Source organism: Streptomyces sp. NPDC026394 (assembly GCF_055567735.1).
On record NZ_JBVHPX010000002.1, the window covers coordinates 823,217 to 848,184 of the forward strand.

General features: G+C 71.2%; 24 protein-coding genes and 1 riboswitch. Of the genes, 9 read left to right on the forward strand and 15 right to left on the reverse strand.

Annotation, left to right across the window (positions count from 1 at the left end; genetic code table 11):
- Positions 1–25 precede the first annotated feature (25 nt).
- The 6 genes from ACZ4QV_RS07830 to clpS form a co-directional block, all read right to left on the reverse strand.
- On the reverse strand, positions 26–1,075 hold the full coding sequence (locus ACZ4QV_RS07830; RefSeq protein WP_361144822.1) for a FecCD family ABC transporter permease: 1,050 nt from the start codon (positions 1,073–1,075) through the stop codon (positions 26–28).
- Entirely contained in the window at positions 1,072–2,085 is a 1,014-nt protein-coding gene (locus ACZ4QV_RS07835; protein WP_467762681.1) for an ABC transporter substrate-binding protein, read from the reverse strand. The genes ACZ4QV_RS07830 and ACZ4QV_RS07835 overlap by 4 nt, the downstream gene beginning before the upstream one ends.
- Before the next feature lie 35 nt (positions 2,086–2,120).
- Positions 2,121–2,235, reverse strand: a riboswitch (cobalamin riboswitch).
- Between the two features lie 45 nt (positions 2,236–2,280).
- A complete protein-coding gene (locus tag ACZ4QV_RS07840; RefSeq protein WP_361585529.1) occupies positions 2,281–2,703 on the reverse strand; it encodes a M67 family metallopeptidase in 423 nt (140 codons plus the stop codon).
- 92 nt (positions 2,704–2,795) lie between these two features.
- Positions 2,796–4,268 (reverse strand): amino acid permease, encoded by a 1,473-nt coding sequence (locus ACZ4QV_RS07845; RefSeq protein WP_361144830.1) that lies wholly within the window; start codon positions 4,266–4,268, stop codon positions 2,796–2,798.
- Between the two features lie 385 nt (positions 4,269–4,653).
- Positions 4,654–5,283, reverse strand: coding sequence for a DUF2017 domain-containing protein (locus ACZ4QV_RS07850; protein ID WP_361144833.1), 630 nt, complete (start codon positions 5,281–5,283; stop codon positions 4,654–4,656).
- A complete protein-coding gene (gene clpS / locus ACZ4QV_RS07855) occupies positions 5,283–5,642 on the reverse strand; it encodes an ATP-dependent Clp protease adapter ClpS (RefSeq protein ID WP_361144836.1) in 360 nt (119 codons plus the stop codon). The genes ACZ4QV_RS07850 and clpS overlap by 1 nt, the downstream gene beginning before the upstream one ends.
- 81 nt (positions 5,643–5,723) lie before the next feature.
- Between clpS and ACZ4QV_RS07860 the strand changes: the two genes are divergently transcribed.
- Entirely contained in the window at positions 5,724–7,052 is a 1,329-nt protein-coding gene (locus ACZ4QV_RS07860) for a nicotinate phosphoribosyltransferase (protein ID WP_125056078.1), read from the forward strand.
- A 136-nt stretch (positions 7,053–7,188) separates the two neighbouring features.
- Positions 7,189–7,785: an isochorismatase family protein gene (locus tag ACZ4QV_RS07865; protein WP_361144839.1), complete on the forward strand. Its 597-nt coding sequence runs from the start codon at positions 7,189–7,191 to the stop codon at positions 7,783–7,785.
- Between the two features lie 393 nt (positions 7,786–8,178).
- On the opposite strand, the gene ACZ4QV_RS07870 is transcribed toward ACZ4QV_RS07865, so the two are convergent.
- Both ACZ4QV_RS07870 and ACZ4QV_RS07875 read right to left on the reverse strand, forming a co-directional pair.
- Positions 8,179–8,484: a hypothetical protein gene (locus ACZ4QV_RS07870; RefSeq protein ID WP_361144842.1), complete on the reverse strand. Its 306-nt coding sequence runs from the start codon at positions 8,482–8,484 to the stop codon at positions 8,179–8,181.
- 116 nt (positions 8,485–8,600) lie between these two features.
- Positions 8,601–11,000, reverse strand: coding sequence for an immune inhibitor A domain-containing protein (locus ACZ4QV_RS07875; RefSeq protein WP_361144845.1), 2,400 nt, complete (start codon positions 10,998–11,000; stop codon positions 8,601–8,603).
- A 399-nt stretch (positions 11,001–11,399) separates the two neighbouring features.
- Between ACZ4QV_RS07875 and ACZ4QV_RS07880 the strand changes: the two genes are divergently transcribed.
- Positions 11,400–11,741, forward strand: coding sequence for a hypothetical protein (locus ACZ4QV_RS07880; protein WP_361144848.1), 342 nt, complete (start codon positions 11,400–11,402; stop codon positions 11,739–11,741).
- 132 nt (positions 11,742–11,873) lie between these two features.
- Here the strand turns inward: ACZ4QV_RS07880 and ACZ4QV_RS07885 are convergent, their stop codons facing one another.
- Together ACZ4QV_RS07885 and ACZ4QV_RS07890 are read right to left on the reverse strand one after the other, a co-directional pair.
- Complete coding sequence (locus ACZ4QV_RS07885) at positions 11,874–12,674, reverse strand: RDD family protein (RefSeq protein WP_361635208.1); 801 nt, start codon at positions 12,672–12,674, stop codon at positions 11,874–11,876.
- A 99-nt stretch (positions 12,675–12,773) separates the two neighbouring features.
- On the reverse strand, positions 12,774–14,378 hold the full coding sequence (locus tag ACZ4QV_RS07890; RefSeq protein ID WP_361635205.1) for an RDD family protein: 1,605 nt from the start codon (positions 14,376–14,378) through the stop codon (positions 12,774–12,776).
- A gap of 249 nt (positions 14,379–14,627) precedes the next feature.
- Between ACZ4QV_RS07890 and ACZ4QV_RS07895 the strand changes: the two genes are divergently transcribed.
- Positions 14,628–15,104, forward strand: coding sequence for an SsgA family sporulation/cell division regulator (locus tag ACZ4QV_RS07895; RefSeq protein ID WP_361144856.1), 477 nt, complete (start codon positions 14,628–14,630; stop codon positions 15,102–15,104).
- A 93-nt stretch (positions 15,105–15,197) separates the two neighbouring features.
- Here ACZ4QV_RS07895 and ACZ4QV_RS07900 read toward each other — a convergent pair whose 3' ends face one another.
- The 5 genes from ACZ4QV_RS07900 to hppD form a co-directional block, all read right to left on the reverse strand.
- The gene (locus tag ACZ4QV_RS07900) at positions 15,198–15,611 is read right to left on the reverse strand and encodes a VOC family protein (RefSeq protein WP_361144859.1); all 414 of its coding nucleotides are present in this window, start codon (positions 15,609–15,611) and stop codon (positions 15,198–15,200) included.
- A 182-nt stretch (positions 15,612–15,793) separates the two neighbouring features.
- Positions 15,794–17,257 carry a dihydrolipoyl dehydrogenase family protein gene (locus ACZ4QV_RS07905; protein ID WP_361144862.1) on the reverse strand — a complete coding sequence of 488 codons (1,464 nt, stop codon included), beginning with the start codon at positions 17,255–17,257 and terminating at the stop codon, positions 15,794–15,796.
- Between the two features lie 110 nt (positions 17,258–17,367).
- Complete coding sequence (locus ACZ4QV_RS07910; RefSeq protein WP_361144865.1) at positions 17,368–17,661, reverse strand: ribosomal protein L7/L12; 294 nt, start codon at positions 17,659–17,661, stop codon at positions 17,368–17,370.
- Positions 17,662–17,760: 99 nt separating this feature from the next.
- Positions 17,761–19,125: an FAD-binding oxidoreductase gene (locus tag ACZ4QV_RS07915; protein WP_361585547.1), complete on the reverse strand. Its 1,365-nt coding sequence runs from the start codon at positions 19,123–19,125 to the stop codon at positions 17,761–17,763.
- Between the two features lie 210 nt (positions 19,126–19,335).
- A complete protein-coding gene (hppD, locus tag ACZ4QV_RS07920) occupies positions 19,336–20,481 on the reverse strand; it encodes a 4-hydroxyphenylpyruvate dioxygenase (protein ID WP_467762682.1) in 1,146 nt (381 codons plus the stop codon).
- A 129-nt stretch (positions 20,482–20,610) separates the two neighbouring features.
- Here hppD and ACZ4QV_RS07925 point away from each other — a divergent pair, with 129 nt between their 5' ends.
- From ACZ4QV_RS07925 to ACZ4QV_RS07945, 5 genes are read left to right on the forward strand one after another with little or no spacing between them, the layout of a single operon-like run.
- Positions 20,611–21,078 carry an Lrp/AsnC family transcriptional regulator gene (locus ACZ4QV_RS07925; protein WP_073761201.1) on the forward strand — a complete coding sequence of 156 codons (468 nt, stop codon included), beginning with the start codon at positions 20,611–20,613 and terminating at the stop codon, positions 21,076–21,078.
- Positions 21,079–21,093: 15 nt separating this feature from the next.
- Complete coding sequence (locus ACZ4QV_RS07930; RefSeq protein ID WP_361614856.1) at positions 21,094–21,741, forward strand: ABC transporter permease; 648 nt, start codon at positions 21,094–21,096, stop codon at positions 21,739–21,741.
- Positions 21,734–22,987, forward strand: a complete 1,254-nt coding sequence (locus ACZ4QV_RS07935) for a betaine/proline/choline family ABC transporter ATP-binding protein (RefSeq protein ID WP_361144875.1) — start codon at positions 21,734–21,736, stop codon at positions 22,985–22,987. Before ACZ4QV_RS07930 ends, ACZ4QV_RS07935 begins: the two co-directional genes overlap by 8 nt.
- Positions 22,984–23,892, forward strand: a complete 909-nt coding sequence (locus ACZ4QV_RS07940; protein WP_361144878.1) for an ABC transporter permease — start codon at positions 22,984–22,986, stop codon at positions 23,890–23,892. The genes ACZ4QV_RS07935 and ACZ4QV_RS07940 overlap by 4 nt, the downstream gene beginning before the upstream one ends.
- A complete protein-coding gene (locus ACZ4QV_RS07945; RefSeq protein ID WP_361144880.1) occupies positions 23,889–24,890 on the forward strand; it encodes a glycine betaine ABC transporter substrate-binding protein in 1,002 nt (333 codons plus the stop codon). Before ACZ4QV_RS07940 ends, ACZ4QV_RS07945 begins: the two co-directional genes overlap by 4 nt.
- Positions 24,891–24,968 lie beyond the last annotated feature (78 nt).

Here is a 24,968-nt window from a genome sequence, read left to right on the forward strand (position 1 = left end):
GACGGCATCTGCGGGGGCCGCGCGCTCATCCGGTGACTCCTTCCGTACGGGTGGTGCGGCGCAGCAGCCACAGGAAGAACGGTCCGCCGGCCAGCGCGGTGATCACTCCGACCGGGATCTCCTGGGAGCCGGCGACGGTGCGGGCCAGCAGGTCGGCGAGGACGACGAAGACCGCGCCCGCCAGGGCGACCACCGGCAGCAGGGCGCGGTGCGAGGCGCCGACGAGCATGCGGGCGGCGTGCGGCACCATCAGGCCGACGAAGCCGATGGAGCCGCTGGCCGCGACGAGTACGCCGGTGACCAGCGACGCCAGGACGAAGACGGCGGCGCGGAAGCGGCCGGTGTCCAGGCCCAGGACGGTGGCGCCCTCCTCGCCCACGAGCAGCAGGTCCAGCGGCCGGGCGAGGGTGAGCAGCAGGGCGAGGCCGGCCAGCAGGACGAGGGCGGGCAGCCACAGGGTGTTCCAGCGGGCCTGGCCGAGGCCGCCGAGCGTCCAGAACATGATGGACCGCAGGTGTTCGGCCTGGGCCGAGGTGACCAGGACGAGGCTGGTGAGCGCGGAGAGGATGTACTGGACCGCGACGCCCGCCAGCACCAGCCGCCCGGTGGTCATGGTGCCGCCGCGCCGTGCCAGGGCGTAGACGGCGACCAGTGCGCCCAGTGATCCGGCGAAGGCGGCCAGCGGCATCGAGACGGTGGTGGCCAGGCCGCCGCCGACACCGAGGACGACGACCATGACGGCGCCGGTCGAGGCGCCCGAGGAGATGCCGAGCAGGAACGGGTCGGCGAGCGGGTTGCGGACCAGCGCCTGCAGGACGGTGCCGATGACAGCGAGCCCCGCGCCGACGACGGCGCCGAGCAGCACGCGCGGCAGCCGTACGTCGAGGACGATGGTCGGGAACGGGCCGGCCGGCGCGTCCCCGGACAGGATGCGCAGCACGTCGCCGGGCGGGATGCGGACGGAGCCGAGGACGAGTCCGGCCAGGCCGGCCGCGAGCAGGGCGGCGGCGAGGACGGCCAGGACGAGGGTGCAGCGCAGCCGGCGCGGCGGTGCGGCCGCGGTCTTGCAGCTCACCGGGGCTGCTTGAAGGCGTCCGGGTGCAGCTGCCCGGCCAGTGACCGGACGGCGTCCGGTACGCGTACGCCGAGCACCGCGCTGGACAGCGGCAGCACCGCGAACCGCTTGTTCCTGACGGCCGGTACGTCCTTGAGGGCCGGGTCTTCGAGCAGTTGCTTCTTCTTCGCCGCGACGGGGGTGCCGCCGTAGTCGTAGATCACGATGGTCTCGGGCTTGCGCTCGACGATCTGTTCCCAGGACACGTCGGTGAAGGTCTTGGCCCGGTCCGCGAAGATGTTGCGGCCGCCGGCGAGGGTGATGATCTCGTTGCCGATGCCCTTGCCGCCCGCGGTGTGCACCGAGCTGTCGCCGCTGTCGAAGACGAAGACGGAGGCCGGGTCGGTGCCCTTGAGCTTGTCCTCGGTGGCGTCGATCGTGGCCTCGGCCTTCTCGACCAGGGCCTCGGCGCGGTCGCGTACGCCGAAGGTGGCGCCGACCTCGCGGATCTCCTGGGCGAGCTGCTGGACGCCGGTCCTGCCCTGCGCGCAGTACTCGATGTTCAGGCGGGTCTTGATGCCGGACTTCTCCAGGGCGGCCCGTTCGCGGCCCTCGGCCTTGTCGAAGGCGCTGGAGTAGCCGCCGTACACGAAGTCGGGGTTGGCGCCGAGGAGCGTCTCGTAGGAGGGGTACTCCTTGGCGAGCACCTTGACACTCTGGTAGTCCTTCTCGTACTGCGGCAGCACCTTGTCGTCGAGATAGGCGGTGCCGGCCAGCCGGTCCTTGAGGCCGAGGGCGAGCATGATCTCGGTGGTGTGCTGGTTCATGGTCACCACGCGCTCGGGCGGGGCCGTGAAAGTGGTGCGTACGCCGCAGTTGTCGACGGTGTGCGGAAAGCCGGCCGCCTTGGAGGCGGACTCGCCGGACGCCTTCGCGGCACCGTCGCCGCCGGTGCCGCAGGCGGCGAGCGGCAGCAGGAGCGCCGCCGGGATGAGCGCGCGCAGTGCGCCGCGGGACCTGCGTCTGGACATGGCCGTGCCTCCTCCGGGGGATCCGCGTCCCCTGGTCGGTGTGCAGGCGGCAGGTCAGTTCCTGGCTTCCGGGCCGTGCGGCCCGGTCACAGTGGCGGGACCGTCCCGGATTCGCACCGGGTTCCTGGGTCCTGCCGCCCGAGGTGATGCGGCACAGTGTGTCAGGCGCGCGGACGGCGTCCGCCGCCGCGGTGGTCAGTGGGCGTCGACGACTTCGACGCCTTCCTCCGTGACCTGGCCGTCCAGGATCCGGAACGAGCGGAACTGGAACGGTCCGGCGTCGTCGGTGTCGGCCGTGGAGACCAGGACGTAGTGCGCGCCGGGCTCGTTGGCGTACGAGATGTCCGTACGGGACGGGTACGCCTCGGTCGCGGTGTGCGAGTGGTAGATGATCACGGGTTCCTCGTCCCGGTCGTCCAGCTCGCGGTAGAGCTTGAGCAGGTCCTGGGAGTCGAACTCGTAGAAGGTGGGCGAGCGGGCGGCGTTGAGCATCGGGATGAACCGCTCGGGGCGGCCGCTGCCGGCCGGTCCCGCGACCATGCCGCATGCCTCGTCGGGGTGGTCCTTGCGGGCGTGTTCCACGATCTGGTCGTACAGGGCCTGGGTAAGGGTCAGCATGGGCCCCAGAATAAGCAGGCGGGCCGGCCCGTACCGAAGGTTGGTACGAACCGGCCCGCATGCCGGACAGCCCGCCCTGGAGCGGGCCGCCCTCAGTGCTTCCCGCCGCCCTGCGGGGCGGACGAAGCGGCCACCGGAGCGGCGGCCTTGCCGAACATGTCGGGGTTGCGGGACTTGAGCACCAGGTAGCTGACGCCCAGGACCAGCGCCCAGACCGGTGCCGCGTACAGCGAGACCCGGGCGTCCGGGTCCACGCCCATCATCACGATGACCATGCCGATGAAGGCCAGCGCGAAGATCGAGGTGTACGGGGCGCCGGGCGCCTTGAACTCGGACTGCGGCAGCTCGCCGCGGTCCGCCTTGGCCCGGAAGCGGAGCTGGGAGAGCAGGATCATGATCCAGGCCCACATGCCGGAGATCGTCGCGAAGGACACCACCAGGTCGAAGGCCTTGCCCGGCCACTGGTAGTTGATCCAGACGCCGAACAGCATCATCGCGACGGAGACGCCGGTGCCCCAGGTCGGCAGGCCGTTCTTGCTGAGGCGGGTGAACAGCTTGGGGCCCTGGCCGTTGAGCGCCAGGTCACGCAGCATCCGGCCGGTGGAGTACATGCCGGAGTTGGCCGAGGACAGTGCCGCGGTCAGCACCACGAAGTTGACGATGGCCGCGCCGGCCGGCAGGCCGATCTGCTGGAAGGCCGCGACGAACGGGCTCACACCCGGCTTGAAGACGGTCCAGCTGACGACGGACAGGATGATGATGAGCGCGCCGATGTAGAAGAGGCCGATCCGCCACGGCACGGTGTTGATGGCCTTGGGCAGGACCTTCTTGGGGTTGGTGGCCTCGCCCGCGGTGACACCGACGAGTTCGACCGCCAGGAAGGCGAACATCACGATCTGCAGGGTCATCAGCGTGCCGCCGATGCCCTTCGGGAAGAAGCCGCCGTCCGACCACAGAAGGCTGAAGGAAGCGGTGTCACCGGCGTCGGAAAAACCGATGGTGATCACGCCGAGACCGATGAGGATCATGCCGATGATCGCGGTGACCTTGACCATCGAGAACCAGAACTCCAGCTCACCGAAGAGCTTCACGGAGATCAGGTTGATACCGAACAGGGCGACCGTGAAGACCAGGGCGGACGCCCACTGGGGTATTCCCTTGTTCCAGTACTGCACATAGGTGGCGGCTGCAGTTACCTCGGTGATGCCGGTGACCACCCAGAACAGCCAGTATGTCCAGCCGGTCACGAATCCCATGAACGGGCCGAGGAATTCGCGGGCGTACTCCGAGAAGGAGCCCGACACCGGGCGGTACATGAGCAGCTCGCCCAAGGCGCGCATGATGAAGAAGATGACCAGGCCCACGATGGCGTAGGCCAGGATGATGCTGGGTCCCGCTTTGGAGATCGCCTTGCCCGCTCCGAGGAACAGACCGGTTCCGATGGCGCCACCGATGGCGATCATCTGGATCTGCCGGTTTCCCAGCCCCCGCTGGTAACCCTCTTCCGAGGCAGACCCCGCGGCGTCGCTGCCGCCGGCGTTCTTTTCGACCTGCACAGAGGTCATGTGTGGTGCGCCCTTCTCCATTCCGACCCGGTCTGTCCGGATCGGGTTCCGATCCCCCCGGATGGAGTTCCTGCACGCCGACGGTCGGCCGGCCAAGCGCTCCCGGAGTGACAGGGGTGGCGTCACTCACGGCAGGTTCGTGAACATGTATCACGGCCCCTTGGACATCTACCAGTGATGTCTTGGAGCCGAGCACAAGAAAAGTAGGATAAATGCTGGAATGGGATGCTGGGTAGTCAGGGTCGGTGACGCGATCGTTATCCGGATTTGAGCGTCCGCTGAGCGGGCCCCGCGATCGGGACATCCGGGACAGACGGCGCGGGGGCGTGCGGACGGGCGCCGGGCGGCCGGAGGCCGTGCCCGGCGAGGGTCCGGAGCCCGGGGCTCAGGCCGTCAGCGTCTCGATCAGGCTCTCCTGGAGCCCGCCCAGCCACAGGTACGCCATCACCATCGGCTTGCGCGGGTCGCTGTCCGGGAGCCGCAGCAGCTCGCCGCTCTCGTCCTCGTCGGTGACCTCCAGACGGGTGCCGATGGCCAGCCGGAGGTCGTTCAGGGCGCCCAGCCACTGCCGCGACTCGTCCGGCTTCAGACGCAGCACGGCACCTTCGGAGGCGGTGGCGCCGGCCGGGTCGTCCGTGTCGCGCGCCCCGCCGACCGGCCCGAGCGCGTCCAGGGCCCGTACGACCGCGAGGGCGTCCTCGCGCTTACGGGTGCGCAGATCGTTCTCCGTGTAGCGGCGGAACTCGGCCGCGGCGGCATGCGTGGCGTCGTCCGGCACCTCGTCCGGGCCGCCGTACGCATCCGGGAAGAGGCGGGCCAGCGCCGGGTCGGACGGGGGCTCGCTGGGGCCCTCCGTGAACAGCGCGGCGAGCGGGTCGTCACCCTCGGCGGGCTCCTCGCCCGGACCGATCAGCTCCATGAGCTGGACGGCGAGGCTGCGCAGGATGGAGATCTCGACCTCGTCGAGGGGGGCGGCCGCGCCGCCGCCGGGCAGGGGCTCGAAGTGGCCGGCCATCAGCGGTCCTGCGTGAGGGTCGCCCACAGGCCGTACCCGTGCATCGCTTGCACGTCGCGCTCCATTTCCTCGCGGCTGCCGCTGGAGACGACCGCCCGTCCCTTGTGGTGAACATCGAGCATGAGCTGCCGGGCCTTGCCCTTCGAGTAGCCGAAGTACGTCTCGAAGACGTACGCGACATAGCTCATGAGATTGACGGGGTCGTTGTGCACCAGCGTGACCCAGGGCACGTCCGGGTCGGGCACCTCGGACGGTGCCTCGCTGGACTCGGGTCGTTCGATCTCCACGGGGGCGCCGAGCGCGCAGCGCGTCGATCGAAGGGCGATGGTGGCAGACGGGTCGGCGCTCACGGTCTCCATGCTGCCACCCGCGGTGGGGCATCGCACAAACAGCCCGGGGAAATCGTCAGAGTGACGAGTATGAGAGGTAGCATCCTTACCATGAACACAGCAGACCTGGGGCTGCCGGTGGACGTGCCGTCGACTGCGCTCTTCACCGACCAGTACGAACTCACCATGCTGCAGGCCGCACTGCGGTCCGGGACCGCCGAGCGCCGCTCGGTCTTCGAGGTCTTCACCCGGCGCCTGCCGGAAGGACGCCGCTACGGCGTCGTCGCCGGTACGGGCCGGGTCCTGGACGCGGTGGAGAACTTCCGGTTCGACGAAACGATTCTCGGCTTTCTCCGCGAGCGCGGCATCCTCGACGAACGCACGCTGGACTGGCTGGCGGACTATCGCTTCCGCGGTGACATCTGGGGCTACCCCGAGGGCGAGGTCTACTTCCCCGGCTCGCCGATCATGCGGGTGGAAGGCACCTTCGCCGAGGCGGTCCTCCTGGAGACGGTGATCCTCTCCATCCTCAACCACGACTCCGCGGTGGCCGCCGCCGCGTCCCGCATGGCCGTCGCCGCCGGCGACCGTCCGCTCATCGAGATGGGCGCCCGCCGCACCCACGAGCTGGCCGCCGTCGCCGCGTCCCGCTCGGCGTACGTGGGCGGCTTCCACTCCACGTCCGACCTCGCGGCCGGCTTCCGCTACAACATCCCGACCGTCGGCACCAGCGCCCACTCCTTCACCCTGCTGCACGACAGCGAGCGCGACGCGTTCCGGGCGCAGGTCGACGCGCTGGGCAGCGGTACGACGCTGCTCGTGGACACCTTCGACGTCACCGAGGCGGTCCGTACGGCCGTCGAGGTGGCCGGGCCCGGCCTCGGCGCCGTCCGCATCGACTCCGGCGACCTGCTGCTGCTCGCCCACCGCGTACGGCAGCAACTGGACGAGCTGGGCGCCCGCGACACGCGCATCGTCGTGACGAGCGACCTGGACGAGTACGCGATCGCCTCGCTCGCGGCGGCGCCGGTGGACGCGTACGGCGTGGGCACCCAACTGGTCACCGGCAGCGGGCACCCGACCTGCTCCATGGTCTACAAGCTGGTCGCCCGTGCCGACAGCGACGCGGCGGACGCGCCGCTGCGGCCGGTGGCCAAGAAGTCCATGGGCGGCAAGGCGTCGCTCGGCGGCCGCAAGTGGTCGGCGCGGCGGCTGGACGAGCACGGCGTCGCGGAGGCGGAGGTCGTCGGTACCGGGCCGGTACCGGCGGAGTTCGCCGAGCGGCAGCTCGCGGTGCCGCTGGTGCGCGGCGGTGAGGTGGTCGCCCGCGAGCCGCTGGACGCGGCGCGGGAGCGGCACATCGCGGCGCGGGCCGGGTTGCCGATGTCCGCGATGCAGCTCTCCCGTGGGGAGGCGGTGCTGCCCACGGAGCAGGCTTGACGGGGTGCGCCTGCGGCCCCCCGGCGCCCGCTCCCCGGCCCCCGGGTGCGCACTCCCCCTCGGCTCAGCTAGTGGCTACCCTCGGTCACACCACTTCGCGCCCACTTCACCGCTCCCCAGCCGGAAGGCTCGCACCATGCACCGGGCATTGATCGTCGTTGACGTGCAGAACGATTTCTGCGAGGGCGGCAGCCTTGCCGTGGCGGGAGGTGCGGATGTGGCTGCCGCCATCACCGATCTGGTGGGTGAGGCCGCGGGCAGCGGCTACCGGCACATCGTGGCGACCCGCGATCACCACATCGACCCCGGTGATCACTTCTCCGTGCGGCCGAACTACGAGACCACCTGGCCTCCGCACTGTGTCGCCGGTACGGAGGGCAGCGGCTTCCACCCGAACTTCGCGCCGGCGCTCGCGTCCGGGGCGGTCGACGCGGTCTTCTCCAAGGGCGCGCACGCTGCCGCTTACAGCGGCTTCGAGGGCGTGGACGAGAACGGGCACCCGCTGGCGGAATGGCTGCGGGCGCACGGGGTGACCGAGGTGGACGTGGTCGGCCTGGCCACGGACCACTGCGTGCGGGCCACGGCGGTGGACGCGGTGGGCGAGGGCTTCCGGGTGCGGGTGCTGCTGGATCTCACGGCGGGGGTGGCACCGGGGACGACGGAACGGGCGCTGGACCAGATGCGGTCCGCCGGGGTCGAACTCACCGGCAAACCGGTGATCATCGCAGCCTGACGACGATGCACGCTGCGCGTGCGCCTGCGGCTGGTGGGGGTGCGCGACGGGTCCGGTGGGTGGGGGCCGCTCCGGGGCCGCTCTCCCCGGCCTTCGGCCCGGGAGCACCTCCACGACATCCTTCAGCCCCGGCCGTCGGGCGGCTGTCCCGGGCGATCATGCTGGGCTCTTCGCGAGCCAAGCGCGCCGGGTCCGGTGCTCGCGTTGTGCGCGATGGGCCCGGTGGTGGGGGGCTCGGGGCCACTCCGGGGTCACTCTCCCCCGGCCGAAGGCTGGGGGAGAGTTGGCCCCCTGCGCGCCCCCGCCCCACCACCCAAGCAATCCGAGCCCGCGATCAGCAAAAACCCTCGCGCGCGGCGCAGAGGGCGAACCGGAACCCCGCCGCAACAGCGGCTACCGCAACAACGCCCTGATCGGATGCCAAGACTCCGTATCGTCCTCCGGCGTCTCCCGCCAGACCAGCCCGTCGGGGTGGTGCAGGACAGCGGTGACCTCATCCGGAGTGGGCGGCTCCGTGTTGCCGCGAAGGTACACCGCACGCAGGCCCAGGTTGCGCAGCCTGGTCAGGGCGCGCTGGCGGTTCACGGCGTGGACCAGGACACGGACGCGGTGTCCGTTGTCGCCCGGTCTGGGCAGGGCGAGGGCGACCACCACGCTTCCGCCGGGAAGCCTGATGAACCCTCCTCCGGATGTGGGCACGGTTTCCCCCGTGAGACTCGGCGTCAACAAGGACTCGCAAGGTGCATCTAAACGCGATCGGCCGCCGCCCGCTAGGGGGCGGCGGCCGATCGGCTTGTGACCTGCGGTTTTGTCGACTACTTGGTGGAGGGACCCACCTGGAGGGTCACCGTGGAGCCGTTCCAGGACTCGTGGAGGATCTTGATGCGGGTGTTGGTGTCAGCAACGATCACGCCGCCGGTCGGGTTCGACTCGTCGTAGTAGTCGCCCTTGCGGTCGTCGAAGACGGTCACGCCGGGCTTCGACTTGATCTTGGTGATCTTGCCGTCCTTGTGCAGCGTGAGCGCATCCGTACGGTGCCGGGTGAAGGTCGAGTCGTAGCTCTGGAAGCGGTTGCGCATCAGCTTGCCGTCCGACCACTTCTCGGCCTTCGGGTGGGCGTCGACCGGCAGGATCTGGCCGTAGCCGGGGTGCTGGCCGACGTTGTTGTCCGGCTGCGAGGTGTCCCACAGCCAGATCAGGACGCCGTTCTGGTACGGGAAGTGCTCGACCCACTGGGGACGGCTGGACGCCCAGCCGAAGTTGTACGGGCCGGTCTTCAGGGTCTTGTCGTACGAGACGTACTGGCGGTTCTCCGCGATGTAGTAGCGCGGGTAGTCCTTGGTGAAGGAGGCGCCAATGCGCGAGAAGCCCTTCGCGGCCCAGCCGTTGTCACCGGCCTCGGCGCCATCCGTGAACAGTGCCTTGCCGTCGGCGGTCACCGAGATCGCGTCCGCGGCGAAGCCCTTCTGGGCGGCGCCGCCGTCCGTCTGGTAGCGGAAGCGGAGGTCGATCTTCTTGCCGGCGTACGCGTCGAGCGGGAAGACGAGGTCCTTGTACGCGCCGGAGGTGCCGGTCAGAGCGGGCTTGTCGCCGCCGTCGCGGGTGATCGGCCTGCCGTCGGCGGTGCCTTCCAGCGGCGTGTAGTCGGCGCCGCCGTCCGTGGAGACCTCGGCGTAGGCGAAGTCGTAGTTCTGCTCGATGTCCCACCAGCCCTTGAGGGTCAGGGCGGCCTTCTTCTTGCCGGTGAGGTCCACGGAGCGGGACAGGGTGTTCTTCAGGTCGTTGCCCATGCCGCTCCACCACTGCCGGGTGCCTTCGGCGGGCTCGACGACGTCGGTGCGGACCGTCTTGGAGGGGAGTTCGACGACCAGGGCCTGCTTGTCCTTGGTGTTGTACTCGGCGACGCCCAGCTTGTGGGTGGACCTGGTGGCCGCCTTGGCCTTGGCGTAGTTGAGCCAACCGAGCTGGAGCTTGTCCCAGGCGCTCATGTCGCCGGGGAGGTCGCCTATGGAGTCCTTGCCGCGGCCGAGCCAGGAGCCGCCGGACATCAACGACCAGGAGTCGACGGAGGATTCACCGGTGCCGGTGGTGTCGTACTCGTCGGGCAGGCCGAGGTCGTGGCCGTACTCGTGGGCGAAGACGCCGAGGCCACCGTTCTCGGGCTGCATGGTGTAGTCGCCGACCCAGATGCCGGTGCTGCCGATCTGGGTGCCGCCGGCCTTGTTGCCGGCCGGGCCGGTGCGGCCGGACTCGCTGCCGTACGCGTACCAGCGGTGCGCCCAGATGGCGTCGGTGCCCTGGGCGCCGCCGCCCGCGGACTCGTCCTCGCCGGCGTGCACGATCTGGAAGTGGTCGATGTAGCCGTCGGGCTCGTTGAAGTTGCCGTCGCCGTCGTGGTCGTAGCGGTCCCACTGGTCGTACTTGGCGAGGTCGGCCTTGATCTGGGCGTCGGTGCGGCCCTTGGCCTTCTGGTCCTCGGCCCAGCGGTTGACGCCGTCGCGTATCAGGTCCCAGGCGCTGGCGCAGTTGGTGGAGCCGCAGAAGTTCGACCCGTAACGGGCCTCGTTCCAGTCGACCTTGACCCAGTCGGAGACCTCGCCGTCGACCGAGTAGCGGCCCGAGGACTGCTTCTCGTAGTACTTGGCCAGGGACTCCTTCTTCTTGTCGTGCGAGAAGTAGAGGTCCTGGAAGTGCTGGCGGTTGTAGTCCTTCTGCCAGGCGGTGGAGTTGTCGTTGCGGCGGTCGGGCCGCGCGATGGTGTTGTGCGCGGGGCCGGGCTTGCCGCCGTACTTCTTCACCGGGGGCTTGGGGCCGTCGCCGTCCGGGTCGTACATCGTGGTGTCGTCGACCTTGTCGCCGAACTCGACCAGGATGGTGAAGATCTTGTCGGTCTTCTCGCGGGCGAGTTCGACGTATTTGCCCCGGCCGAGCTTGACGACCTGGGAGGCGCCGTGCCGGGCGGGCGTGGCGTCGCCGGAGATGACCTGCTGGAGCGCTTCCTTGCGCTGCGCCGCCTGCTGGTCGCTGAACGGGCCCTTGAGGTCGTGGTCGACGGCCTGCTTGGCGGGCGCGCCCGGGTCCTGCCGCTGGACGGCGAGCGGCGGACGGCCGTCGTCGGCCTGCGCCGGCGCGCCGGAAGACAGGGCGGCCGCCCCGATCGCGGCGGCGGCCGTGGCCAGGGCGGCCGGTTTGAACGCCCGTCTCTTGGCTCTCACTTGGCGCATTCCTCCCCTTGAAAACGGTCACTGGATGCCAGCATTTGACCGGAAGGGGGAGGAAAAAGACAGACCTTGACTTGAGCACGACAGAGAAGTACGGTTTTCGATCCTCAGGTTGCGGGTAGCGGACACTTTTGGGTACGTACGGGGACGTGGTGCGTGTACGTACCCACACCACCCCGGCGGCTCCCCCGCGTCGTACTCCGCGCACGCCAACGGACGCACCGATCAGGCCCGTTCAAACCCGGGATGAATCCGTGCGCCCCCTATGCCTCGGAACCGTGGGTTAGGTCACGCTTACCGCCAGTTCCGCTCGGGCAGTAAGGACCGTAGAGTCGTTTGACGGCGCGCCCCTGTCGACCACACCCCTGCCGACCTCCCGAGGACGGATCCGCCATGCCTCGTCCGACTGCCGCACAGCTCGCCTACGGATCGGCCACCGTCGTCTTCTCGACCCTCGCGTTGTTACTGCTCTCGCAGACGCGGACCGGGGTCGGAATCGCGGTCATCGCCGTCGCAGCCCTCGCCCTCGGCCTGCTGGTCGCCCTCACGGCGCCACTGCCGGGGGTTTCTCATGTGAGGCGCCGCCGTACGGCCCGGCGCTCCGGCGCGCACGCCGTTCACGGCGCACGCACGCACCTGCCGTCCGCCACCCGCGCGACGGCTCTGCGGGTACCGCGCCAGCACACGCACGCCGGAGTCTCTTCGGAAGGGCGCGTCAGCGAGCACTCCCGTTAGTCACCTGTCCGTGGCTGGTGGACGCGCGTAGGCGGCCGGGCACCGCTCGGAAGAGGGGTGCGCCGACCGCCGGTTGACGCGCCGGAGCCGCCAGGGAGGCCCTGCGGGGGCAGCCGCCCCGGGTGTCCGGTCTCAGGCCGTGGAGACCACCACCGTCTTGGCCGTCTTGTCGTGCAGGCACTGCTGGTACGGCTTGTCCCAGGTGCACCACAGGACGTTGACGAGCCAGAAGATGAAGCCGCAGCACGGCACGATCTCCGGCAGGGTGTAGACCGCCGCCCGTACCCAGCCCGCCTGCCCGGCCGGTACCGCGCCGTTCTCCAGCATCCCCACCCGGATCTTCATCGCCATCTTGCCGACGGTCTGGCCCCGGCTGGTGAGCATCAGGCCCTCGTAGACGAGGTAGACCAGCATCGTCACGAGGGAGACGGAGGCCTGGCGTCCGGTCTGGGTGCCGTCGGTCGTCCAGTAGTCGAAGCCGCCGACGATCCCGCTCATGATCAGGCCGACCGGTACGCAGACGATGAACCAGTCGATGATGCGGGCGACCAGGCGGCGGCCGCGGCCGGCCAGCGGCGGCATTCCGGCCAGCGGGTCGGCGGCGCCGTACTGGCCGCCGTACGGGTTGCCCCCGTACGGGTCACCGCCGTAGGGCGGCGGCGGCATCCCCCCGGGCGGCGGCCCGCTCCCGGGAGGCGGGGCATCGCTGCCGTACGGGTCACCGCCGGGCGGCTGTTCGCCGTGCGGGGTGGCGTTGGCGGGACGGTCGTACGGGGAACCGCCGGCGGCCGGCCGGCGGCCGTACGGAGAGCCACCGGCCGGCTCGGCACCGTACGGAGAGCCGCCCGACGGCGGTTCCTGCGGCTTCTTCAGATACGGGTCGTGCTCCGGCGGTTCGCCCGCGGAGCCGGGCCCGGGCTGGTCGGTGCTCATGGCCCGAGTCGAACCCGGGCCGCGCGCCGCCGCATCCGGCGAGGTCCGGCCGGGTGACGCGGCCGGGCGGGCGGTCTGCTTCCCGGCCCGCTTCCCGGCCTACTTCTCGGCGACGAACGTCCGGGCGATCTTGTCGTGCCAGCACTGCCGCCACGGCCGGTCGAACAGGCACCACACGGCGTTGACGACACCGACCGCCAGCACACCGAGCACGCCGTACACCAGCCACCGCTTGATCACCGAGGCCAGGGGCGGGGTGTCGTGGCTCTCGATGTCCAGCACCTTGACGCCGCACACCTTCTTGCCGAGCGTGTGGCCCCACTTGGCGGTGGGCAGCACCTCGTACAGGCCGCCGCCGATGAGCAGCACGGCGAGCACGACGGCCAGGTAGGGGCCGGTGGTGCCGTCCAGCAGGTAGACGGTGACCTCCCGTCCGGACTGCTTGGCGGCCTCCACCTTGGCGTCGATGTGGTCGGTGGCCGGGCCCCACAGCGGTACGGCGGCGGCGCCGGTGATGACGGCCAGGACCAGGGTGTCGATCAGGCGGGCGGCGAACCGGCGGCCCAGGGGGGCGGGGCGGCCCTGTTCCTGCGCGGCGGCGAGGAACGGGTCGGTGGTCGGCGGCTTCCAGGGGACGACGCCTTCGGCCGCGCCGTCCTGCTGCGGCGGGAAGCCGGCGAAGGGAGCGGGCTGGGCCTGCGGACCGGGCTGCGGCGCGGGGGCCGGTCCGGGGGTGGGGCCGGGGGCCGGTCCGGAGGCCGGGCCGGGGGCCGGACGGGAGGGGGGCTGGTGCGGCGGAGCCTGCGCCGCCGGTGACTGTTGTGGCGACTGGGGGTGCTGAGGCTGCTGCGTCGGGAACGGCTGGTGCTGCACGGGAGGCACGGCGGGCCCAGGGCCGGGCTGCGGCTGCGGCGGGGACTGCGGCTGTACGGGCCCCTGCGGCGCCTGCTGGGCCGGTGCGTGGGCGGCGGGCGTCCGCACCCCGGGGCCGGGCTGCGCGGCCACCTGCTGCGGGCCGGGGCCCGTCGGCGGCTGCGGCGCGCCGGTGGACGGCAGCGGCTGCGGGGCCGCGGCGCCGGGCAGCGGCGACGCCGGGGCGCCGCCGGACTGCGGCGCCATCCGGATCGACATCGTGTCGCTCTTGCCGCCCTGGGGCCCGTCGGGGCGTACGGCGCGGATCGTGGTCGTGCCGCGGTCGCGGCCGGGGGCGCCGCCCTCGTCCCGTACGGCGCGGATGGTGACCGTGCCGTCGGTCCGCGGCGGCTCCTCGCCGGACGCCGGCGCAGCGGCCGCGGCCTCGTCGCGCTGCTGCGGCAGACCGGCCTGCCGCTCCTCGGGCGAACCCCAGGCGATACGGCGGTCCTGCTCGCCGCCGAAGCCGCTCTGCCGGGCGGTGTCGGCCTGCCAGGCGGAGGCGGGTGCGCCGCTGCCCGCCCCGGTCAGCCGGTCGTGTTCCTCCTCCTCGTCGAGGAAGACCGGGCCGGTCTCCTCCACGGCGGGGGTGGGGGCCGGTGCGGGCGCGGGGGCCGGGGCGCTGCCGGGCGGCGGCGCGGGGAGCGCCTCGCCCTCGGCGGGCGCGGGCCGGCTGGTGCCCGGCACCCATGCGGCACCGTTCCAGTACCGGATGTAGCCGGGGATGGACGGGTCCGGGTAGAAGCCTGGCGTGGGGCTGCCGCCGGCGGATCCTGAGGAAGGGGCGCTCATGTCCGAAGTCCCGTATCTGTTCTCGGCCTGGTGTGGTGGGTGGGGCATGTGCAGTCTGCCGCAACGCAGCGTCCACATCTATCAGACAGAGGGTCGGGGCGGGTGTCCCGGCCGGGCCGGACCACCTGGAAGAGGCCCGCGAAAAAAGTTGTGCGAAGTCGCGTAATGGTCCGGGCTCCGGAGCCTCTAACCAGGTGCGGGCCCCGTCACAGGGGGGTTCGCAGGAGGTACCGAAGAGAGGCGGACCGTATGCACACCGTGGTGGAACGAGAGCTGGAGCTGGGACTGGTCCTGTCGCCGGAGCGCAGCGTCCCCGTCCCGGCCCGGCTGACCTACCGCACGGACGACCCCTACGCCGTCCACGTCACCTTCCACATCGGCTCCGACGCCCCCGTCAACTGGACGTTCGCGCGGGAACTGCTCGTCGAGGGGGTGTTCCGGCCGTGCGGTCACGGTGATGTGCGGGTGTGGCCCACGAAGGTGGACGGGCGCAGTCTGGTCTGCATGGCGCTCAGTTCCCCGGACGGCGACGCGCTGCTGGAGGCGTCGGCCGCGGCGGTCTCGGCGTGGCTGGAGCGCACGCTGCGGGTCGTGCCGCCGGGGTCGGAGCAGGACCATCTGGGGCTGGACAAAGGGCTGAGCGCGCTGCTCGCCATGACGCCGCGGGACGACCTGTGGCTGTCCGACCCGTGGCCGTCGGACGAGTCGCCGGAGGCGGGGGCGTAGGCCGTGTCTTCCGGCGGGGGACGGCGTACGGCCCGGGCCCGGCCGGGCGGTCCGGCCCCGGGTGTACGGGGCCGGGAAGCGCGATTACCAGGGTCAGGAAGCGTCGGTACCGAGGCTTGCGCCGGTCCGGGTGCGCGGGGTGATGAATTCGATGGCGTGGCCGTCCGGGTCGTCGACATAGACCCCGCGGGCACCGTCGAGGTGTCCGATCTGCTGCGGCTTCCGGTGGTGCGGGTCCGCCCAGTACGGCAGCCCGCGCTCCTGGATGCGGCCGAAGATCTCGTCGAACTCCTCGTCCGTGACCCGGAACGCGAGGTGCTGCAGCACGATCGCTTCCGGTTCGACGACCGTGTCGGCGTAGTCGACGGTCAGGTCGTTGGCGAACGTGACGGCGGCGAAGGGGCCGGTTTCGACCGGTTCGCCGACGCCGGTCAGCTCCGCGAGGAAGCGCGCGGAGGCGAGCTTGTCGGTGGCGTGCATGATCGTGTGGTCGAGTTGGACGGGCACGGCGGCCTCCTGTGAACGTCGGATTTTCAGGGGCGTTGCTGACGTGCACTCCTGACCGTACGGCGGCCTCGCGCGTCTGAGTATCGGATTTTTGACCTACGTCGCCGGTCCGGCCGTGCCCGGACCGACGTCCTGGTCCGGGGCAGGCCCCGCCGCCCCGGCCGGGTATCGGTACCGACGTCTCAGCCTCGGTACGTCTCCAGCAGCCGCAGCCACACCTCGCTGATGGTCGGGTAGGCGGGCACCGCGTGCCACAGACGGTCCAGGGGGACCTCGCCGGCCACCGCGACGGTGGCGGAGTGCAGGAGTTCGCCGACGGCCGGGCCGACGAAGGTGACGCCGAGGAGGGTTTCGCGGTCCAGGTCGACGATCATGCGGGCGCGGCCGCGGTAGCCGTCGGCGTACAGGCCGGCGCCCGCCACCGATCCGAGGTCGAAGTCGACGACGCGGGTGCGGTGCCCGGCGCGTTCGGCCTCGGCGGCGGTCAGGCCGACGGAGGCGGCTTCGGGGTCGGTGAAGACGACCTGCGGTACGGCGGCGGTGTCGGCGGTCGCGGCGTGCGCGCCCCAGCGGCCGGTGTCCAGGGCGGTGGTGCCCCGGGCCTGTGCGGCGATGGCGGCGCCGACGATGCGGGCCTGGTACTTGCCCTGGTGGGTCAGCAGCGCGCGGTGGTTGACGTCGCCGACGGCGTACAGCCAGCCGTCCGCCACGCCCTTCACCCGGCAGGTGTCGTCGGTCTCCAGCCAGGAGCCGGGCTCCAGGCCGACCGTCTCCAGGCCGATGTCGTCGGTGCGCGGCGCGCGGCCGGTGGCGAACAGGACCTCGTCGGCGACGAGCTCTTCGCCGCCGTCCAGCACGACGGTGGCGGGTCCGTTGGGCATCTCGCGCCGTACCGCGCTCACCGAGACGCCGGTGCGTACGGTGGCGCCCGCCCCGGCCAGGGACTCGGCGACCAGTTCGCCCGCGAACGGCTCCATCTTGGGCAGCAGTCCGCCACCGCGCACCAGGAGCGTCACCCGGGAGCCCAGGGCCTGCCAGGCGGTGGCCATTTCGACACCGACGACCCCGCCGCCGACCACCACCAGGCGCGGCGGTACGGACTGCGCGCTGGTCGCCTCGCGGCTGGTCCAGGGGCGGGCGGCCGCCAGTCCGGCGAGGTCGGGGAGGACGGCGCGGCTGCCGGTGCAGACGGCGACGGCGTGCCGGGCGGTGAGGACGCGTTCTCCCCCGCCGTCGGTGGCGACCACGACGCGCCGGGGGCCGTCGAGGCGGGCCCGGCCGCGTACGAAGTCGATGCCGGCCGAGTCCAGCCACCGGACCTGGCCGTCGTCCTTCCAGTGCGAGGCGAACGCGTCGCGGTGGGCGAGCACCGCCTTGGTGTCCAGCGGCGCGGCCCCGGCCTGGAGCAGGCCTGGGACGCGGCGCGCGTCGGCGCGGGCGGTGACCGGGCGCAGCAGTGCCTTGCTGGGCATGCAGGCCCAGTACGAGCACTCGCCGCCGACCAGTTCGCTCTCCACGATCACCGCGCTCAGGCCGAGGGCGTGCGCCCGGTCGGCCACGTTCTCACCGGTCGGCCCGGCGCCCAGCACGACGACGTCGTAGGTGTCCCGGCCGGTGGCCCCTTCGGCCCCTGTGGTCGCTGGCATCGCTCATCGCTCCCTGCGTCGGCGTCGCGGCGGTCGGCTCCATCCTCGTCCCGGGTGCCCGGCCCGGCCACATGTACCGGGGCATTCGCCGGGCGGCGGAACACCGGCCCTCAGCCTTCCCGGCGCTCCACGGCCTCCTTGGCCTCGACCAGGCCGGCGCCGGTCAGTTCGCGGTAACGCTTGATCGCCTCGATCTTCTTGCCCTTGTGCAGCAGGGCGTCGACCTCGGCGATGCCCTCGGGGCCGGTCTCCTCGACGCCGAGGTGTTCCATGATCAGGTCGAGCTTGCGGTCCATGCGCCGGAGGCGGCGTTCGAGCGTCTTGTGGCGGGTGTCCATGGTGGAGGCGAGGACGACGATGACGACGGCCGCGGCGCCGATGACGGTCCAGAGGTCGGAGTTCATGGACCGAACCCTAGAAGGTGCGGCTCACCACGGCCGAACCGCGCCCGGATCACGGCCGGGCCACGAACGGACCGCGGCCGAACCGCGGGCGGGTTCCGTTCAGAAGACCTTGCCGGGGTTGAGCAGCCCGAGCGGGTCGAAGACGGCCTTGATGCCGCGGTGCAGCTCCAGGCCGACCGGGCCCAGCTCGCGGGCCAGCCACTCCTTCTTCAGGACGCCGACGCCGTGCTCGCCGGTGATCGTGCCGCCCAGTTCCAGGCCGAGCGCCATGATCTCGTCGAAGGACTCGCGGGCGCGCCGGGACTCGTCGGGGTCGTGCGCGTCGAAGCAGACGGTGGGGTGGGTGTTGCCGTCGCCCGCGTGCGCGCAGACGCCGATGGTCAGGTCGTACTTCTCGGCGATGGCGGCGGTGCCGTCGAGCATCGCGGCGAGCTGCGAGCGCGGTACGCACACGTCGTCGATCATCGTGGCGGACTTGACGCGTTCCAGGGCGGTCAGGGTCAGCCGCCGCGCCTGGAGGAGGAGGTCGGACTCGGCCGGGGTGTCGGCCGGTACGACCTCGGTGGCTCCGGCGGCCTCGCACAGCGCGCCGACGGCGGCGAGGTCGGCGGCCGGTTCCGGGGTGTCGAAGGCGGCCAGGAGCAGTGCCTCGGTGCTGTCCGGCAGGCCCATCTGCGCCATCGCGTTGACGGCGCGGATGCTCGTACGGTCCATGAGTTCGAGCAGCGAGGGAGCGTGGCCGCGTGCCATGATCTCGCAGACCGCGTCGCACGCGGCGGCGGCCGAGGGGAACTCGGCGGCCAGCGCGAGCTGCTGGGGCGGTTCGGGCTTGAGGGCCAGGACGGCGCGTACGACGATGCCGAGGCTGCCCTCGGAGCCGACGATCAGGCGGGTGAGGTCGTAGCCCGCGACGCCCTTGGCGGTACGGCGGCCGGTCGTCAGCAGCCGCCCGTCGGCGAGGACGACGTCCAGGCCGAGGACGTATTCGGCGGTGACGCCGTACTTGACGCAGCACAGGCCGCCGGAGGCGGTGCCGATGTTGCCGCCGATGGAGCACTCCTCCCAGCTCGAGGGGTCGGGCGGGTAGTAGAGGCCGTGCTCGTTGACGGCGCGGGAGAGCACCGCGTTGACGACGCCGGGCTCGACGACCGCGATCCGGTCGACGGGGTTGATCTCGATGATCCGGTCCATCTTGACCAGGGAGAGCACGATGCAGCCGTCGGAGGCGTTGGCGGCGCCCGACAGGCCCGTGCGGGCGCCCTGGGGGACGACCGGGACGCGCAGTGCGGTGGCGGTGCGCATCACGTGCTGGACCTGCTCGACCGTGCGTGGCAGGACGACGACGGCGGGCGTGCCGGCCGCGCAGAAGCTCGCCATGTCGTGGGCGTAGGCGCCGGTGACGTCGGGGTCGGTGAGGATGGCTTCCGCGGGCAGGGCGTCGCGCAGGCGTGCGAGGAGGTCCATGCCGTCAGCCTCCCATCCGTGGGCCGTACACGGAAGATCGTCTCCCGCATCCGGGGAGCCCTCGGAGGCCCTCTCCCGCGCCCGGGTGGCGGTCCCGGGCGCGGGAGTGCCGCTCCCCGCGGGAAGGGCCACGGCCCCGCCGGGTCAGGTTCCCGGCGTGACTGTGGGGTGGGGGGTGGCGTCCGGAGGACACCCGGGGCGGGCCGGGTGTCAGAGGTTGCCGCGCCGTTCCTGCTCCCGCTCGATGGCCTCGAAGAGGGCCTTGAAGTTGCCCTTGCCGAAGCCCAGCGAGCCGTGCCGTTCGATCAGTTCGAAGAAGACGGTGGGGCGGTCCTGGACCGGCTTGGTGAAGATCTGCAGCAGGTAGCCGTCCTCGTCGCGGTCGACGAGGATCTTCAGCTCACGCAGCGTCTCGACCGGGACGCGGGTCTCGCCCGCCCACTCGCCGAGGGTGTCGTAGTAGGAGTCCGGGGTGTCGAGGAACTCGACGCCCGCCGCGCGCATGGCCCGTACGCTCTCGACGATGTCGTTGGTGGCCAGGGCGATGTGCTGGCAGCCGGGGCCGCCGTAGAACTCCAGGTACTCGTCGATCTGCGACTTCTTCTTGGCGATGGCCGGCTCGTTGAGCGGGAACTTCACCTTGCGGGTGCCGTCCGCGACCACCTTGGACATCAGCGCGCTGTACTCGGTGGCGATGTCCGAGCCGACGAACTCCTTCATGTTCGTGAAGCCCATGACGTTGTTGTAGAAGGCGACCCACTCGTCCATCTTGCCGAGCTCGACGTTGCCGACGCAGTGGTCGATGGCCTGGAAGCGGCGCTTGCCGGGCTCGACGATGGGGTCGGCGGCGACGTAGCCGGGCAGGTACGGGCCGTCGTAGCCGGTGCGCTCGACCAGCGTGTGCCGGGTCTTGCCGTACGTGGCGATGGAGGCGCGGACGACGATGCCGTGCTCGTCCTTGGTCTCGTACGGCTCCTCTGTGCCGGTGGCGCCGTGCTCCAGGGCGTAGGCGTAGGCGGCGCGCGCGTCCGGCACCTCGATGGCGAGGTCGATGACGCCGTCGCCGTGGGCGGTGACGTGGTCGGCCAGGAAGCGGCCCCAGTCGGTCGTCGGCTTGATGACGGAGGTGAACACGAAACGGGCGCCGCCGGATTCGAGCACGTAACTGGCGGTCTCGCGGCTGCCGTTCTCCGGTCCGGAGTAGGCGACACGCTTCATGCCGAAGGCGGTGGCGTAGTAGTGCGCCGCCTGCTTGGCGTTGCCGACGGCGAAGACGACCGCGTCCATCCCCTTGACCGGGAAGGGATCGGCCTGCCGAGCACTGGTGGGGGTGGTGTGGTCCGTGGTCTGTGTCATGCCCGCAGACTCCCTCCGGGCCACAAGGTGCGCAATAGTTTGCGCGTTCACTGGGCAAGCTGTACAGCGAATCACGCGATTCACCGGACGTTTCGTACATGATGACCATCAAAATCGGAGGCAACGACCTTGGCGATCGATCATTTGGACGGCAGACTTCTGGAACTGCTCGCCGAAGAACCGCGCATCGGCGTACTGGAGGCGTCGCGCCGGCTCGGGGTGGCGCGCGGTACGGCGCAGGCACGCCTGGACCGGCTTCAGTCGAACGGAGTGATCCGGGGATTTGGGCCCGACGTCGACCCGGCGGCGCTGGGATACCCGGTCACCGCATTCGCGACACTGGAGATCAAACAGGGTCAAGGGGCCGACGTCCGGGCGCACTTGGCGTCCGTACCGGAAGTGCTGGAGCTGCATACAACGACGGGACATGGGGACATGCTGTGCAGACTCGTTGCCCGTTCCAACGCCGACCTGCAACGGGTGATCGACCGAGTTGTGGGTTTCGATGGCATCATGCGGGCTTCCACCGCGATCGTCATGGAGAATCCGGTTCCGTTGCGCATCATCCCCCTGGTCAAACAAGCTTCGGGGGACTGACCGAGGAGAGCGCGTGTGAGCTTCTGGGAGTACGTCGGCAACCGGCACACCCAGCTGCTGACGGATACGTTTCAGCACGCCAGCGCCGTCTTCCAGTGCATGGTGCTCGCCACCGTGCTCGGCGTGCTGCTGGGCGTCGCCACCTACCGCACCGAATGGGCCGGGAACCTGGCCACCGCCACCACCGCGACGATCCTGACGGTGCCCTCGCTGGCCCTGATCGGCCTGCTGGTGCCGATCGTCGGCCTGGGCGTGGCGCCGACCGTCATCGCCCTGACGCTGTACGGGCTGCTGCCGGTGGTGCGTAACGCCGTCGTCGGGCTGCGCGGCGTCGATCCCGCGCTGATCGACGCCGCCAAGGGCATAGGGATGTCCCGTTCGGCACGGCTGCTGCGGGTGGAGCTGCCGCTGGCCTGGCCGCCGATCCTGACCGGCATCCGGGTCTCCACGCAGATGCTGATGGGCATCGCGGCCATCGCCGCCTACGCCTCCGGGCCCGGCCTGGGCAACGAGATCTTCCGTGGCATCGCCTCCCTGGGCAGCGCCAACGCGCTCAACCAGGTGCTGTCCGGAACGCTCGGCATCGTCGTCCTGGCCCTGCTCTTCGACGCCGCGTACGTCCTGATCGGACGTCTGACCATTCCCAGGGGGATCCGTGCCTGAGACCACCGCATCCGGCGCCGGCATCGCGCTGGAGCACCTCACCAAGCGGTACCCGGGCAACCCCACGCCCGCGGTCGACGACGTCAGCATGGACATCAAGCCCGGCGAGACGGTGATCCTCGTCGGACCCTCGGGGTGCGGCAAGTCCACCACCCTGAAGATGATCAACCGGCTGATCGAGCCCACCTCCGGGCGGATCATGATCGGCGACGAGGACGTCACCGGCATCGACCCGGTCAAGCTGCGCCGCAAGGTCGGTTACGCCATCCAGTCGTCCGGCCTCTTCCCCCACATGACCGTCGCCCAGAACATCGCGCTCGTCCCCAGGATGACCGGCTGGCCGAAGGCGAGAGTGAGCAGCCGCGTCGAGGAGATGCTCGACCTGGTCGGCCTGGACCCGCGCGAGTTCCACGGCCGCTACCCGCGGCAGCTCTCCGGCGGGCAGCAGCAGCGCGTCGGGGTGGCGCGGGCGCTGGCCGCCGACCCGCCCGTCCTGCTCATGGACGAGCCGTTCGGCGCGGTCGACCCGATCACCCGCGACCACCTCCAGGACGAGCTGATCCGGCTCCAGCACGAACTGCGCAAGACCATCGTCTTCGTCACCCACGACTTCGACGAGGCGATCAAGCTGGGCGACCGCATCGCGGTCCTGCGCGAGCGCTCGCACATCGCCCAGTTCGACACGCCCGAGGCCATCCTCACCAACCCCGCCGACGACTTCGTCTCCGGCTTCGTGGGGGCCGGCGCGGCCCTCAAACGCCTCAACCTCACCCGCGTACGGGACGTCGGCGTCGTCGACTTCCCCACCGCGTCGATGGACGACCCGCTCCAGTCCATCTTCGACCTGCTGCGCTCCGGCGCCACCAACGAGATCCTGCTGCTGGACCGGCACCGGCGCCCCTACAAGTGGCTGCGCCGCGGCGACCTGATGCGCGCCAAGGGCTCGCTGGCCCGCGCGGGCACCCTCGTGCACGACACGGTCACCCGCGACGCGACCCTGCGCGACGCGCTGGAGGCGGTCCTCACCGACAACGCGGGCCGGGTCGCGGTGACCGGACGGCGCGGCCAGTACATCGGCGTCGTCGACATGGAGACGCTGATGAACAACGTCCACCAACTGCTGGAAGAGGACCGGCTGGACGCCGTCGAGCACCGGCACGAGCTGGAGGAGCAGCGCGCGCGGCAGACCCGGCTGGCCCAGGAGGGCGTGGATCCGGCGGGTGGCGCGCACGGGGTCAAGGCGTGAGCCCCCGGGACAGGCGCCGGCCGCCGAAGGGCGAACGGCCGCCGGGCGAGCACGAGGTACGCGGCGTGACCTTCCGCGACGAGGCGGCGGCCGGGGAGCGCGGGCCGGTGCTCGCGGCCGAACCGGCACCCGCCGCACCCGCCGCGTCTGCCACCCGGCCGCCACGCCGGATCACCTGGAAGAAGGCGGCCGCGCTGCCCGCCGTACTGGCGGCGGTGCTGCTCGCCACCTGGCTGTGGTTCCGCGGCGTCCGGCTGGACTCGATCGCGCACCAGGCGGTGGACGACGGCAAGGTGTGGCTGGCGCTGCGCCAGCACCTCCAGCTGACCGCCGTGTCGACCTTCTTCGTCCTGATCATCGCCATCCCCCTGGGCATCGCGCTGACCCGCGCCAGGTTGCGCCGGGCCGCGCCGTTCGCGGTGGCGGCGGCCAACCTCGGGCAGGCGGTGCCCGCCCTGGGCCTGCTGGTGCTGCTGGTCATCCGGCTCGGCATCGGCCCGGAAGCGGCCGTCATCGGCATGGTCGTCTACGCCGTACTGCCGGTACTGGCCAACACCGTCGCGGGCCTGAAGGCCATCGACCCGACGCTGACCGAGGCCGCCCGCGGTATCGGCATGTCGGCGGCCGGGGTGCTGGGGAAGGTCGAACTGCCGCTGGCCGTACCGCTGATCCTGGCGGGCGTACGCAACGCGCTCGTCCTGAACGTCGGCACCGCCACCCTGGCCACCTTCGGCGGTGGCGGCGGGCTCGGCGACCTGATCTCGGCGGGCATCATCACCCAGCGGATGCCGGTGCTGGTGCTCGGTTCCGTCCTGACGGTGGTGCTGGCGCTGCTGGTCGACTGGCTGGCGTCGCTCGTGGAACTGCTGCTGCGCCCGCGCGGGCTGGAGGTGGGGGAATCATGACCGCAGGACCGCGCCGGCTGCGCAGGACCGCACCGGCCGCCGCTGCCTGCCTGCTGCTGGGCGCGGCCGCACTGAGCGGCTGCGGGCTGGTCAGCGGCAGCCCGATGAGCGACGCCGTGCGGCCCGGCACGATCGGCCGGGGGCAGCCGCTCAAGGGCGCCGAACTGACCGTGACGTCCAAGGAGTTCACCGAGAACATCATCCTGGGCCAGCTCATGGGCCTGGCCTTCAAGGCGGCCGGCGCCACGGTCGTCGACAAGACCAACATCCAGGGCTCGATCGGCGCCCGGGAGGCGGTCAAGTCCGGTACGGCGGACGGGATGTACGAGTACACCGGCACCGGCTGGATCACCTACCTCGGCCACGAACGTCCCATAGTGGACCCGCGGAAGCAGTGGGAGGCGGTACGCGACGGCGACCGCGCCAACGGTCTGGAGTGGCTGCCGCAGTCGAAGCTCAACAACACCTACGCGCTGGCGCTCAACGCCGAGCAGTACAAGCGGCTGGGCGTCGAGACCCTGTCGGACGTCGCCGAGCTGTCCCGCAAGGACCCGAGCGCGGTCACCCTGTGCGCGGAGGCCGAGTTCTCGGCCCGTAACGACGGCCTGCCGGGCATGGCCAAGGCGTACGGCATGCGGATCCCGCCCGGCAACATCAAGAAGATGACCAGCGGCGTCGTCTACACGCAGGTGGCGGAGGGCCGCGCCTGCACCTTCGGCGAGGTCTACACGACCGACGGCCGGATCAAGGCGATGGGCCTGAAGACCGTCAAGGACGACCGGCACTTCTTCCCGAACTACAACGCGGCGCCCGAGATGAACGCGGCGACGATGAAGAAGTACCCGCAGATCGCCGACCTCCTCGCACCGGTCACCGCCGCGCTGGACAACGCCGTCGCGCAGAGCCTGAACGCGAAGGTGGACGTGGACGGGCAGGACCCGCACGAGGTCGCCAAGGAGTGGATGATCGAGAAGGGGTTCATCAAGGACGGCGGCTGAGGCGCGCGGGGAGCGGGGCGCGGCCGCTGCCGACACCCTCAGCCGCCGCCGACGCCCTCAGCCGCTGCCGCCCGCTCT

What these genes read in the sequence shown, in the direction of transcription:
- ACZ4QV_RS07895 (WP_361144856.1), top strand. Translation starts at nt 14,628, where the DNA reads ATGCACACCGTGGTGGAACGAGAGCTGGAGCTGGGACTGGTCCTGTCG.
- ACZ4QV_RS07885 (WP_361635208.1), bottom strand. Translation starts at nt 12,674, where the DNA reads ATGAGCACCGACCAGCCCGGGCCCGGCTCCGCGGGCGAACCGCCGGAG.
- ACZ4QV_RS07835 (WP_467762681.1), bottom strand. Translation starts at nt 2,085, where the DNA reads ATGTCCAGACGCAGGTCCCGCGGCGCACTGCGCGCGCTCATCCCGGCG.
- ACZ4QV_RS07945 (WP_361144880.1), top strand. Translation starts at nt 23,889, where the DNA reads ATGACCGCAGGACCGCGCCGGCTGCGCAGGACCGCACCGGCCGCCGCT.
- ACZ4QV_RS07910 (WP_361144865.1), bottom strand. Translation starts at nt 17,661, where the DNA reads ATGAACTCCGACCTCTGGACCGTCATCGGCGCCGCGGCCGTCGTCATC.
- ACZ4QV_RS07890 (WP_361635205.1), bottom strand. Translation starts at nt 14,378, where the DNA reads ATGAGCGCCCCTTCCTCAGGATCCGCCGGCGGCAGCCCCACGCCAGGC.
- clpS (WP_361144836.1), bottom strand. Translation starts at nt 5,642, where the DNA reads ATGGAGACCGTGAGCGCCGACCCGTCTGCCACCATCGCCCTTCGATCG.
- ACZ4QV_RS07915 (WP_361585547.1), bottom strand. Translation starts at nt 19,125, where the DNA reads ATGGACCTCCTCGCACGCCTGCGCGACGCCCTGCCCGCGGAAGCCATC.
- ACZ4QV_RS07850 (WP_361144833.1), bottom strand. Translation starts at nt 5,283, where the DNA reads ATGGCCGGCCACTTCGAGCCCCTGCCCGGCGGCGGCGCGGCCGCCCCC.
- ACZ4QV_RS07860 (WP_125056078.1), top strand. Translation starts at nt 5,724, where the DNA reads ATGAACACAGCAGACCTGGGGCTGCCGGTGGACGTGCCGTCGACTGCG.
- ACZ4QV_RS07845 (WP_361144830.1), bottom strand. Translation starts at nt 4,268, where the DNA reads ATGACCTCTGTGCAGGTCGAAAAGAACGCCGGCGGCAGCGACGCCGCG.
- ACZ4QV_RS07880 (WP_361144848.1), top strand. Translation starts at nt 11,400, where the DNA reads ATGCCTCGTCCGACTGCCGCACAGCTCGCCTACGGATCGGCCACCGTC.
- ACZ4QV_RS07865 (WP_361144839.1), top strand. Translation starts at nt 7,189, where the DNA reads ATGCACCGGGCATTGATCGTCGTTGACGTGCAGAACGATTTCTGCGAG.
- ACZ4QV_RS07905 (WP_361144862.1), bottom strand. Translation starts at nt 17,257, where the DNA reads ATGCCAGCGACCACAGGGGCCGAAGGGGCCACCGGCCGGGACACCTAC.
- hppD (WP_467762682.1), bottom strand. Translation starts at nt 20,481, where the DNA reads ATGACACAGACCACGGACCACACCACCCCCACCAGTGCTCGGCAGGCC.
- ACZ4QV_RS07840 (WP_361585529.1), bottom strand. Translation starts at nt 2,703, where the DNA reads ATGCTGACCCTTACCCAGGCCCTGTACGACCAGATCGTGGAACACGCC.